This window comes from Rufibacter sp. LB8, from assembly GCF_014876185.1.
GTDB lineage: Bacteria > Bacteroidota > Bacteroidia > Cytophagales > Hymenobacteraceae > Nibribacter.
Genome location: NZ_JADALJ010000001.1, coordinates 3,815,685 through 3,827,500, shown reverse-complemented (window position 1 = coordinate 3,827,500; position 11,816 = coordinate 3,815,685). Strand labels below are relative to the sequence as shown.

General features: G+C 49.4%; 14 protein-coding genes and 1 tRNA gene. 2 read left to right on the top strand and 13 right to left on the bottom strand.

Annotated features, from left to right (window positions below):
- Positions 1–235: 235 nt before the first annotated feature.
- The 7 genes from IMY23_RS15985 to IMY23_RS15955 form a co-directional block, all read right to left on the bottom strand.
- Entirely contained in the window at positions 236–760 is a 525-nt protein-coding gene (locus tag IMY23_RS15985) for a DUF2480 family protein (protein WP_192823055.1), read from the bottom strand.
- Positions 761–767: 7 nt separating this feature from the next.
- Entirely contained in the window at positions 768–1,457 is a 690-nt protein-coding gene (gene tsaB / locus IMY23_RS15980; protein WP_192823054.1) for a tRNA (adenosine(37)-N6)-threonylcarbamoyltransferase complex dimerization subunit type 1 TsaB, read from the bottom strand.
- A 272-nt stretch (positions 1,458–1,729) separates the two neighbouring features.
- Positions 1,730–2,086 (bottom strand): hypothetical protein, encoded by a 357-nt coding sequence (locus IMY23_RS15975; protein WP_192823053.1) that lies wholly within the window; start codon positions 2,084–2,086, stop codon positions 1,730–1,732.
- Between the two features lie 48 nt (positions 2,087–2,134).
- On the bottom strand, positions 2,135–3,787 hold the full coding sequence (locus tag IMY23_RS15970; RefSeq protein ID WP_192823052.1) for a S41 family peptidase: 1,653 nt from the start codon (positions 3,785–3,787) through the stop codon (positions 2,135–2,137).
- Positions 3,788–3,828: 41 nt separating this feature from the next.
- Positions 3,829–4,239 carry a ribonuclease P protein component gene (gene rnpA, locus IMY23_RS15965; RefSeq protein WP_192823051.1) on the bottom strand — a complete coding sequence of 137 codons (411 nt, stop codon included), beginning with the start codon at positions 4,237–4,239 and terminating at the stop codon, positions 3,829–3,831.
- A 35-nt stretch (positions 4,240–4,274) separates the two neighbouring features.
- On the bottom strand, positions 4,275–4,433 hold the full coding sequence (gene rpmH / locus IMY23_RS15960) for a 50S ribosomal protein L34 (protein ID WP_071885432.1): 159 nt from the start codon (positions 4,431–4,433) through the stop codon (positions 4,275–4,277).
- Positions 4,434–4,908: 475 nt separating this feature from the next.
- Entirely contained in the window at positions 4,909–5,553 is a 645-nt protein-coding gene (locus IMY23_RS15955; protein ID WP_192823050.1) for a Pycsar system effector family protein, read from the bottom strand.
- 198 nt (positions 5,554–5,751) lie between these two features.
- On the opposite strand from IMY23_RS15955, the gene IMY23_RS15950 reads away from it, so the two are divergent.
- Both IMY23_RS15950 and IMY23_RS15945 read left to right on the top strand, forming a co-directional pair.
- A complete protein-coding gene (locus IMY23_RS15950; protein ID WP_192823049.1) occupies positions 5,752–7,467 on the top strand; it encodes a M61 family metallopeptidase in 1,716 nt (571 codons plus the stop codon).
- Positions 7,468–7,597: 130 nt separating this feature from the next.
- Entirely contained in the window at positions 7,598–8,497 is a 900-nt protein-coding gene (locus tag IMY23_RS15945) for a serine hydrolase (protein ID WP_192823048.1), read from the top strand.
- A gap of 578 nt (positions 8,498–9,075) precedes the next feature.
- On the opposite strand, the gene IMY23_RS15940 is transcribed toward IMY23_RS15945, so the two are convergent.
- The 6 genes from IMY23_RS15940 to IMY23_RS15915 form a co-directional block, all read right to left on the bottom strand.
- Complete coding sequence (locus IMY23_RS15940; protein ID WP_192823047.1) at positions 9,076–9,372, bottom strand: hypothetical protein; 297 nt, start codon at positions 9,370–9,372, stop codon at positions 9,076–9,078.
- Positions 9,373–9,438: 66 nt separating this feature from the next.
- Positions 9,439–9,756, bottom strand: coding sequence for a hypothetical protein (locus tag IMY23_RS15935; RefSeq protein WP_192823046.1), 318 nt, complete (start codon positions 9,754–9,756; stop codon positions 9,439–9,441).
- A gap of 214 nt (positions 9,757–9,970) precedes the next feature.
- Positions 9,971–10,894: a PfkB family carbohydrate kinase gene (locus tag IMY23_RS15930; RefSeq protein ID WP_192823045.1), complete on the bottom strand. Its 924-nt coding sequence runs from the start codon at positions 10,892–10,894 to the stop codon at positions 9,971–9,973.
- Positions 10,895–11,038: 144 nt separating this feature from the next.
- A tRNA-His gene (locus IMY23_RS15925) sits at positions 11,039–11,112 on the bottom strand.
- A 144-nt stretch (positions 11,113–11,256) separates the two neighbouring features.
- The gene (locus IMY23_RS15920; RefSeq protein ID WP_192823044.1) at positions 11,257–11,559 is read right to left on the bottom strand and encodes a type II toxin-antitoxin system RelE/ParE family toxin; all 303 of its coding nucleotides are present in this window, start codon (positions 11,557–11,559) and stop codon (positions 11,257–11,259) included.
- The gene (locus tag IMY23_RS15915; RefSeq protein ID WP_192823043.1) at positions 11,544–11,780 is read right to left on the bottom strand and encodes a hypothetical protein; all 237 of its coding nucleotides are present in this window, start codon (positions 11,778–11,780) and stop codon (positions 11,544–11,546) included. Before IMY23_RS15915 ends, IMY23_RS15920 begins: the two co-directional genes overlap by 16 nt.
- Between the last annotated feature and the right edge of the window lie 36 nt (positions 11,781–11,816).

Here is an 11,816-nt window from a genome sequence, read left to right as displayed (position 1 = left end):
GCGGGGAGGCGAAACTTTTTATAGCGAGATGCGTTTCAGGCTGCGCCGTTATGCACGTTACAACTTAGCCATCATCAGGATCTCTATCGCCCTCAACATCTTACATTAAAGCTTTTAACTCGTTATGTCTGCTAAGATTTTTTGAGTCTTTCCTTACTTGCCTATTTACATGCCCCTATTAAGCACTTTTCCCTAACTAAAATCCTTGAACTGAAGTTCCAGGGCATTAAAAAAACTATTCGGCAACCGTCTTTTCCTTTGGCTTCTTATAGATAGGCACCGTAGAACAGGGTTCTCCATACATAATGCTGCTGGCTACCGGTAAGAGTTTATGCATGATTTCCACGTACGCATAGGTTGGAACCGGAATCTGGCCACAGCCTTTAATCACTAATTTGGCTTCGCGGTACTGTTCTGGGTCTATTGAGGCAATAGCGTCTTGCAACAAGGCCTGCTCCAAAGCTTCTAAATCACCAAACACATATCTGTTCACGTAGGGCTGGAGCTTGCTGGCTAATAACATATAGGCCCAGGTGGGCACAATGGCATCTGTGGAGCAGATGATGGCGACGTTCTTGCCTTGGTACTGTGACCAGTCATGCTCTTTCACAAAAGCCCTGAAGTCTTTTTCGCGGAGCATCAATTCCATGAACAGGTTGTCTTTTATATCATAGACCACGCGCTCGCCGGGGTGCAGGTATTCTTCTAAATTGAGAGTGACCAAACCGCTGTTGGCGACTCTGTTTACAAATTCTTCCATATCTCCGTTAGTTACCGGTTGGTTTGGTGATATATACTTCCTTTAAATAAAAGGGCTCAAAGTAGGCCACATCTTCCAATTGCTGCGTTTGGAATTTCTCCCAGGCCAACGCCCCAATGGCCTTAGCCGAAGGATGAACATGCGAGACGTAAAAAGCGTTCGGGTGTGGGCCCATCAGTTGCTGGGCTTTGTCGCTTCCGTTCCCGAACACGATTATCTGCTCTGTTTCCAAAATGGAGGCAAAACTAGCTTCATCTAAAATAACCGGAGCCACTTCCTGGCGCACCTGTAAATCATGGGTCAGTAAACTGGCGTAGACCTCTGCCCGACGCGCATCTAACATGGGACAGAACAGAAACCGCTCCGGCGAAGGCGTCATGGAAATCACCTGTTGGGCCATGGCCGAAAGCGTGTCCACCGAAATCAGAGGAATATCCAGGGAATAGCATAAGCCTTTGGCCGTGCCGGAACCAATTCGCAAGCCGGTATAAGAACCTGGCCCACCCGAAACTGCCACTGCCGCCACACCAGACAAAGAAACGCCCGCGTATTCCAGCACCTGCTGCACCATGACCGTAATATGTGACGAATGTGATTTCTCCATCTGCAGTTCGGCATATGACAGCAGCTGCTGTTCATGGTGCAAAGCCACGGAGCAAACCTTGGTAGACGTCTCTAATGATAAAATATAGGCCATGGCTTATTTACCGGGCACGCCCGATGATGAAGTACAAAGCTACGCGTTTCTAAAACAAAAGGGCAACCATGCGCTGGTTGCCCTTGCTATACTATATATAATAGACTACAAATCTTCTAACTTAAGAGTGACCGTCACAGAAATTCCTGTTTTCGGGCTCATTTCTGGAAACGAGACCAAAAACAGGAATCTGCACTCTTATTGTACTTATGTAACCTGTGACAAGGTCGTCTGATGAAGTTGGCATTTACATGTTGGTGTGCGGAGTTATTTTAAATATGGGTTTGGGCTAAATCTCTATAGCGCTCCGATTTGACAAAATCAATACAATCTTCTATAATCCTTTTAAAGCTATTTTTATCCTCTTCTTTAATTCCTTTACCCCATTCAGCTCCTTGAACGGCAATCAGTATTTCCTTTTCAAGTTCTGACCTTACCTCAACTTCTTTCCTGTTTATCAGAAGGCTACCCGGTCTGGGAAGGTGGTCATATCTTTTTAAAGAAACCTTCTGAACAAACTCAATTTCGCACGTCTGAGAACTTTGGTCTTGCATAACCAGAGTTACCGTTCCTCCGTCCATCCAAAGATAAACATCCTCAACTGTTAGCTTATCTTTGATATTGAACACTTATATAATTATTAAATCCGCACAACTATATTAAATATGTAGAGTGTGTTATTTCTTAGCCGAAAGCAGGCCCTGGTATTTGGTGGGGTTATTCAACACTTCCACGGCGGCCAGAATATTTTGGTCATCATTGAACGTGGCCTCTACCAACCCTTTCTGCAAGTAATACCTAGAAACAATCTCCTGCTCCAGCAACTCCGTGATTTCAGCTTTGAAGCGCATCAAGTCATTGCCCTTGTTAGCAGCCACTTTCTTTCTGATTTGCTCAATGTCAGTTTTCACTTCTTCATAGTGCTTGTCTTCCTTGGCCTTCTTAATCATGTTGTCCAGGGCTTTCTCTACATCTGTGGAATACGAAATATCTTTCCCGTTCAGGAACGAAACAAATTTCTGATACTCGGCCTCTGACACTTTAAACGATTTGGCGTCGCCAATGCTGGCATTGCTGGCCCTGAAACGAGTGGCGTAGTCAAAGATGTAGTTTTTGGTCATCAGTTTCCGAATAATGTCTGGCACCGGTTTCTCTTTCACTTCCAGGTCTGGGCTAATGCCACCGCCGTCATACACCACTCTGCCATTGGCCGTTTTAAACGCCACGCGCAAAGAATCCGGAATTTTATTCAGAGACCCATCGGCGTTGCGGTGGGCGTAGTCAATGGCTTGAATGCAGCGCCCGCTGGGAATGTAGTATTTGGCGGTGGTCACTTTCAACTGCGAATTATAGGACAAAGGACGTGTCATCTGCACCAAACCTTTCCCGAATGTTCTTTCTCCAATCAGCACGGCGCGGTCATAGTCTTGCAGCGCACCCGCCACAATCTCAGACGCCGAGGCGCTGTTGGTGCTGGTCAGAACGGCCATGGGCATTTGCATGTCTAGTGGTTCGTCTAAGGCTTTGTACATCTTGTTCCAGTCAGCGACTTTGCTTTTGGTGCTCACAATGTCTTTGCCGCGGGGCAAGAACAGGTTGGAGATGTTCACGGCTTCGTTCAGCAAACCACCCGGGTTGTCGCGCAGGTCCAGAATCACTTTCTTCGCGCCCAGCTCTTTCAGTTTCACCACGGCCTTACGCACCTCAGCGCCCGCATCTACGGTAAAACCCGACAGCTGCAAGTAACCGATTTCCGGCGTGACCATACCATAATACGGCACGTTGTTGATGTGAATGTTGCCGCGCGTCACGTCCAGCACCAGCGGTTTATCTGCCCCAAAGCGTTTTATCTCCAGCTTCACCAGCGTGCCGGCCTGGCCTTTGAGCAGCTTGCTGACTTCGTTGTCAGTTTTCCTGGCTAGCTCCACGCCGTCAATCTTCACAATCTCGTCGCCAATCAACAGACCCGCTTTCTGGGCAGGGGAGCCTTCATGTGGCAGAGACACAATATGTCTTCCGTCGCGCTTGCCCACCAGGGCGCCAATGCCGCCGTAGTTGCCGGTGGTCATGGTCCTAAAATCCTCAATATCGTCTTCGGGAATGTAGTTAGTGTAGGGGTCCAGGCTCTTGAGCATGGCGTCAATGCCGGTGCGCACCAGTTTGGTGGGCGCCACATCGTCTACGTAATAGGTATTCACCTCTTTGAAGAGCGTGGCGAAAATGTCCAGGTTTTTGGCGATATCAAAGTAGCGCTCAGAGCCAGAAGAGAAGGAGAAAAGGCCCCAGGTAGTACCTACCAAGACAAGGCCAGCAATAGATTTCTTCAGCATAGCAACAGGTAAAAAAGAAAAAACGGGAAGTGAAGGCGTAACTATTTAGTAAACAAACGCTCCAGTCCTGAATTTAGTTTTTTACTGATGATATTGAAAGGATTTTTTTCTTTGCCCACGTAGAGAATGCCAATCACCCAGCCGTTTTGGCCAGTATTTAATTGAGCAATAGTGGGTTTGGCCAGCCGGAAGGCCTCGCGCATCTGGCGCTTGAGGCGGTTGCGGTCCACGGCTTTTTTGTAGTACCGCTTAGACACGGAAACCAGCACCTGCACGGGCGGCGTGGTGGGCTGTGGCAATTGGAGCGCCACAAACCGCAACGGATAGGAATTGAAAGAAGAACCTTCACGGAACAGCTGTTCAATCAGCTTCTTGCTCCGTAAACGTTCTTCCTTCTTGAATCTATAAGAATTCTGTGGCTCTTCTGCAGAATGTTCAGTGAAGGTGTCCATAGGGACGAGGCCTTGCAGCGAGCTACTCAGAAAAATTAGGCTTTGTGTCTTCTTTCGTCAGAAACGGTCAGTTTATGACGGCCTTTAGCTCTTCTGCTAGCCAATACTCTTCTACCATTGGCAGTTTCCATGCGTGAGCGGAAACCATGCTTATTTCTTCTTTTGCGTTGCGAAGGTTGGAATGTTCTTTTCATCTTACACTAAACATTATATTAAGGGATGCAAAATTAGGAAATCAAATCTGATAAATCAAATCAAGTTCCATATTTTAATTGACTATTTGCATGTTACCCCTTCCGCCTGCAAGTACAGCTTTGAGGCACAGGCCACTACTCTTCCGTTTTTGGCCTCGTTTTTGGAAATGAAGCCGAAAACGGTACTTACATAGCAGCCCTTATAAGTCTAGATAATACAAGCAGATTCACGCATTTCGTCCCGCGTTGAAGGGGGTAGGGGGATGATCAAGGCCGATGAAGAAGTATCGGCAAAAGAAATGCAACAAGTGAAAATTTGATTCTCGGGATGTATTTTTCTGCACGAGGAATCATCCCCCTACCCCTTCACAGGGGGACGGAATGCGTGGTTCTTTAAAGCGACACTTTCCCGTTTTTGGCTCCATTTCCAGAAATGAGCCCTAAAACGGAAATCCATACCCAGATAGAAAGATGCTTAACGGTGCCACCAAATCACAATGAAAAAGGCAACAACGGTCAACAGAAACCCAATCATCATGACATTGTAGCTCATGCGTAAGTAATGGTATTTGCGGGCCACCGACACGCCCAGGCCGTGTAAATCACGCATGAGCGCGTGCCGCGAACGGGTGCCACTCTCCAGCAGCCGGTCCATGGCATGTTCGTATTCTTTGATGGACATGCGGTGGAAATTCTCAAAATGAAGCAGGTTTACTTCCTTGTCGGTAACCTCGTCCAGGGTGTAGTAGCCGCGGGTGCGGTCTGGGCGCGTAGAGAAAATGGCGAGCACCAGGGTGCTGGTACAGGTGAGAATCAGGAGTACCGCCGGAATCAGGAAGCTGTTGATGTTCTCAAATTTGCGCAGAAAAATGGCGAACATCACGGAGATGGACAAGGTGCAGATACCAATCAAGATGTTGGCGCGGCGGTCACCGATGGCAATGTAAGACACGTGGTTACGGGCGGCGGTGCGGTACATGTTGGTCAGGCCACTGATGCGCTCCTTGCCCAAAATCTCGTCTTGCTTGCCTTTGGCCTTGGCTTTCTCCTTCTCTTTTTTCTTGGCTTTCTTTTTCTGCTTGGCAAGGGCGGCGGCGTCTTGTAGTTCAGTCTCGTTCATGGCTTTCTCTTCAAAAAAACAGACCAAAAAACATTTAGAGCCTATCTCTTTGGTCTAACGGGCTGTGAGTGGCTTAGTTCAAAACAATTAGGTAAAGACACTCAAACAGAACAACTTACGGATTAGAGGTTGCCTGCTGCGGGAAAATCTTGCAACTTCCGGCCGCTTTCCGTTTGCAGAATTCCGTTAGATGCTTTTATGACACAGTACCGCCTTTCTTTCCAGAACCCGCTTTCAGGCTATTTGCAGGTTGCCACTTCGTTTGAAAACGTGACCGCGCCTGACCTTTACCTGCAACTGCCCGCCTGGCGACCGGGCCGCTATGAACTGCAGAACTTCGCGCAAAAACTGCAGGGGTTTGCCGTATTAGACGAAGACGGTTCTCCCCTGCCCTTCCAGAAAGAAACCAAAGACCGCTGGCGCGTGCAAACCCAGGGCAACGAAAAGCTGGAAGTGCGCTACAACTTCTACGCCCGCCAAATGGATGCCGGCGGCTCCTGGCTGGCCGACGACTTCCTCTACGTGAACCCTATCAACTGCCTGCTCACCGCCGACGGTTTTGAACACGAACCTTGCACTTTAGAAATAGAAATCCCGGAAGACTGGCAGATTGCCTGCGGCCTTCCGCAACCAGAGCCAAAAACCTTGCAGGCTGAGAACTTTGACCATCTGGTAGATTCGCCGTTCATCGCCAGCGCCACGCTGCAGCACCAGATGTATGAAGAGCAGGGAATTCCGTTCCACGTGTGGTTTCAGAGCGAGTGCGCTCCCGATTGGGGCCAGATTCTGCCAGATTTCAAGGCCTTTACCCAAGAGCAACTGGCGCTGTTTGAGACTTTTCCGGTAGCAGATTATCATTTCCTGAACATCATTTTGCCGTACCAGCATTACCACGGCGTGGAACACCTGAACTCCACAGTCATCACGTTGGGGCCTTCTGAGTTGTTGATGTCGCCGGGGTTGTACAAAGAACTGCTGGGCGTGAGTTGCCACGAACTCTTCCACACGTGGAACATCAAACAAATCAGGCCCGCAGAGATGTTGCCCTATGATTTCACGAAGGAGAATTACTTCAGAACCGGCTACGTGGCCGAGGGCGTGACCACGTATTACGGCGATTATCTCCTAGCCCGTAGCGGCGTGTTCACGGCAGAGCAATACTTCCAGGAACTGAGCACCACCATCAAGCGCCACGCCGTGGACCAGGGCGAAAGCAATCTTTCCGTGGCAGATTCATCGTTTGATACGTGGCTGGACGGCTACAAATCCGGCGTGCCCGACCGCAAAGTGAGCATTTATCACAAAGGCTGCATTGCCGCACTGGTGCTGGACCTAGAGATCAGAAAAGCCACCCAAAACCAGAAATCCTTAGACCATGTCATGCGCCGGATGTGGCAGGATTTCGGGCAGAAAAGTGTGGGCTACAGGGAGGCAGATTACCAACGGCTTTGTGAAGATGTGGCCGGAATTTCGCTGGAGGATTATTTCCAGGAAATGATTTTCGGGACGGTTTCTTTTGAAAAATGGCTGGTGCCCGCGCTGGACTACGTGGGCTGCACACTGGAGAAAACGCCGGCTGTGCTGATCTATGAAAGTATGTACGGCTTCCGGTTGGCCCCGGGCAGCCACGGGGTGAGTTACGTGTCGCCAAACTCGCCGGCCGCCGCGGTGCTGTCAGTGGAAGATGAACTGGTGGCGCTCAACGGCCGGAAACTGGAGAACAACAACCTCCTTTCCTTGCTGAAAAATCAAACCGAAGTAGAATTCACGCTTTTCCGGCAGAAGAAATTACTGACCGTAATCTTGCAGCCCGACGGGCAGATCCATCTTCCGCAGTACAAAGTGAGCAAAAACCCAGGAGCCAACCCCGACGCCCAAGTTAATTTCAAAGCCTGGCTGAAACAGGATTTCTAGCCGTTTTCGGGCTCATTTCTGGAAATGAGCCCGAAAACGCAACCACGTGCCTTCGCCAAAAATTTGAAAAATTTACGCGAATGTTCTACTATTCAAGCAGATTGGTAAATCTCCGCCCAACCTTATGTCTATGCGCCTTCGTTTCTTTTTCCCGCTGCTGGCCTTGTTGCTCTCTGGCTGCGCTGTCACCAAACCCAAGATGAACATGTCTCAGCTTCGCGAAGAAATCCTTACTGAACTTGGCTCCCAGAAAGGCACTTTTGGAGTGGCGTTCAAAGATTTGCAGACCGGCCAGGAGCTGCTGATTAACGAGCGCGAGAGCTTTCATGCGGCCAGCACTATGAAAACGCCGGTGCTGATTGAAGCCTATTTGCAGGCCAGCCAAGGCAAATTCAACCTCGCAGATTCAGTCTTGGTCAAAAACGAATTCAAAAGTATAGTGGACGACGGCCTCTTCTCCATTGCCCCAGATGCCGACAGCGAACAGGAATTACACAAAATGCTGGGCCAGAAACGTCCGCTGTCAGAGCTGCTCTACAAAATGATCATCCACAGCAGTAATCTGGCCACCAACATTGTCATTGAGTTACTGGATGCCCAGAACGTAACCCAAACCATGCGCCAACTGGGTGCCCAAGACATCCAAGTTCGCCGTGGCGTGGAAGACACCAAAGCCTACCGCCAAGGCCTGAATAACACCACCACGGCCTATGATTTACTGGTGCTTTTCACGCAAATGGGCCAAGGCAAGATTGTAAGTCCGGCGGCCAGTCAAGAAATGATTGCTATTCTGCTGGATCAGAAATACAAAGAAATTATACCTGCCAAGCTGCCTACTGATGTGAAAGTGGCCCACAAAACCGGCTGGATTACCGGTGTACAGCATGACTCTGGCATTGTCTTCTTGCCAGACGGAAGGAAATACGTGCTGGTCCTCCTCTCCAAAGGCCTCACCGATGAAAAAGCAGGCGTAGCCGCCATGGCCCGCGTATCTGAGAAGATTTATCAGGCGATGATTGGTGCGCAGTAAACTTTCAATTGGGCGAGCGCTACACCAGTGACAAGCCATTACCATGGCCCAGGCCTTCGTAGAGACAAGGCACTGCCTTGTCTCTACGGTGGAGGTCCCGACGGACGCCTGCTCAAAAGACCTCGTAGCGTGCGAAGCTCCTACGAGTGGCTCTGCCAATGCCCATTCCTAACCATCAAGTAAATGTCCCTCACCCTAGCCCTCTCCCAGGGGGAGAGGGGATTTCTGGCTTGCGTTTTTGGCTTCGTTTCTGGAAATGAGCCCGAAAACGCACACTACATCTTGACCGCTGCTATTTCCTCTACGCGTGAGGGATAGCAGCGGAAAGCCCGCAGCGCCAGCGAGGACTTGCAGCGCATAGCCCGACCCGCAGGGGCACGCCCACACCCATGTCCACAAAAAAAACCGGCGACCGCTCTTTTTTCTAAGAACAGTCGCCGGTTGGCTGAAATAGGTTTTTGTCTTGCTCCTTTCCAAAAGTCTTTGAGGACTAGTAGTAGGAAGTCTTACCAGAGACCTATCTCTCATACATAGTAAAAATTCACTTTAAATTCAGTTTAGAACCTCGCGGGCAAGTCTTAGTTGCCGCGGTCTACCTGGTTGTCACTTGGGTTGCTGCGGGGGCGGTTGCCGCCGTCGCCGTAGCCTTGTTGGGCGGCATCGCGGTCATTGTTGCCACCTTTGGCTAGGTTGCGGTTGGGGTTCTGCACCTTGCTGTCGTCTTCCTGCAGGCCTTTGTCTACGGGGTCGTTCTGGGTTTGGCCGGTGGGGTCAAACTTCTTGCTGTCGTGCTGCTGGGTTTGGTCTTCCAGGCCTTTGCCTACGGCATCATGTTCGCCTTTGGTGTGGGTATTGTCTTTTTTATCGCTGCTCATATAGCCTCCTTTTTGGTTAAGTGATACCTCCTATACGAAGGCTTTTAGCAAAAGTATACCACCTGTTTAACTGAACGCCACCAGCAGCATGACCAGCAGTGTGGGCAAACTCAGGTAAAACCAGAACAGCACGTGGCGGCGGTAATGGCGCGGCACCTGCGAACTGGCCAGCAGCATGGCGCTTACCACTACGGCTATGTAAATAAGAATGAAGTACATGACCTTGCCCCAGTTGCGCACAATCATGCCGCCCTCCTCCTCCACGGCCGGGTCTGTGGGCACCAGCCAGTTCACCAACCCGTAGAACACTACCGCCTCCAGGGCCAGGAACACCACGGCCCCCACAAAAATGGCCAGAGCAATATCGGTTTTCTTCTGTTTCATGGGGCGGCTGGGGCTGAGGTTTGAATTCTGAGGTTAAGGTAACACTTCTTGCCGTTTTAGGCCCCATTTCTGAAACAGAGGCCGAAAACGAAAAATTGTTGATGGCTGGTTGCTGGTTGTGATGGGTTTGCTTTTAAAACAGGAATGCCGCAACGTGGGCACGCTGCGGCATTCCTGTTTTTGGCCTCATTTCTGAAACTGAGCCCGAAAACGCTTAGGCTTTGTTAGGCTGGAAGTTCACCAGTTTCACAAATTCCAACACGCGCTGGGCTACTTCTTCTGGCTGCAGATCTATCAAACGCTCCGTACCGAACTGCTCTACGCAGAAAGACGCCATGGCCGAGCCGTGGATCACCGCGCGTTTCATGTTCTCAAAGCTGATGTCATCTGTGCTGGCCAAATACCCAATAAAGCCTCCGGCAAACGTATCGCCGGCACCGGTGGGGTCAAACACTTCCTCCAGCGGCAAGGCTGGCGCGAAGAACACTTCTTCTTTGTGGAACAACAGCGCCCCGTGCTCGCCTTTCTTGATGATCAGGTACTTCGGCCCCATGGCCATGATTTTCTTGGCGGCTTTGACCAGGCTGTATTCTTTGCTCAGCTGGCGGGCCTCTTCGTCATTGATGCTCAGCACGTCTACCATGCCGATGGTCTGGATCAGGTCATCATAGGCAATGTCCATCCAGAAGTTCATGGTGTCCATCACCACCAGCTTCGGGCGGTTATTCAAACGCTCAATCACCTGCCGCTGCACTTGCGGGGCTAAATTGCCCAACATTAAATACTGGCAGTCTTGGTAGCTTTCCGGTATGATTGGGTCGAAGTCGCCGAGCACATTCAGCTCTGTCACCAGCGTCTCACGGCTGTTCATGTCATTGAAATACCGGCCCGACCAGAAGAACGACTTTTCGTTTTCTTTGACCTGCAGGCCGTCTGTGTTGATTCCCTTGCCTTCCATCATTTTAATGTCAGAGGTCAGGAAATCGCCGCCCACCACGCTCACCAGGTTCACTGGTTTCACGAAGTTGCTGGCCGAGATAGAAATGAAGGTGCCGGCACCGCCAATGATTTTCTCACGTTTCCCGAACGGCGTTTCCAGCGCATCAAACGCCACAGACCCAATGACTAATAGACTCATATTTTTTCTTTTAAAGTTCTCTAGAGGAAGGCTTTGCCATTGGCTGGCCTTGGTTCTACAAAAGTAACAGTTTCTGTTTTAGCCTTCTATTTTGGAAACAGAGCCTAAAACAAAAAATGCCCCTGATTTCTCAGGGGCATTTTGGGTGATCGATGGGGTTCGAACCCACGACTTCCAGAATCACAATCTGGTGCTCTAACCAGCTGAACTACGACCACCGTGTAATTTGAATACAAAAGTAGGGCCTTTGGGCATTCAACGCAAGTTTTGAGGGAGAATTTTTAAAAAACTTCTCTGGCTGATATACACCGTGAACCTACAAGCAGTTGCCAAACATCTGTTTACAAAACATGTTAGGCGCCTTAGGTTATTTGTTCCGCCATTTTATTTGGGTCTTGCCTGGTATCCCAGATAGCTAGTATATGGATGGCATCTTTTACTTCCTCATAAAAAACAAGGTATTCCAGCACCACCTTACTCCTCACCTTCCCTAAATTAGTGGGTGTGCCAATACCAGGATATTGCGAAATTAGGGTAGCAGCATTTTGAAAAAGCCGAAAAAGCTTTTTGCTATAAGTTTTGGATTGATTGCGCTGAGCCCAATAGTACAAGATTTGTCTTCGGTCATTTTGCGCTTTCAGTGACCATATTATTCGTTTAGCCACTTTTCAATCTCGTTGTCGGCCTGCTCATTGGCAAGGAAATGGCCAGCTTTTATATCATCCTGCCCTTTTACAATGGCTTTCTGCTGGAATTCTGAAAGCCGCAATGGCTCCATTTCTTCGTTGCCCATCTCCAAAAGCCTGAACACCTCCCCCAGAAGTTCAGGGTTTTCTGTATGCAAGATTTTATCTATCAATCTATCTTTAAGCTCTACTGTAGACATGGCATCCTATAATTGGTAAGTCTTAACTAAAGATAC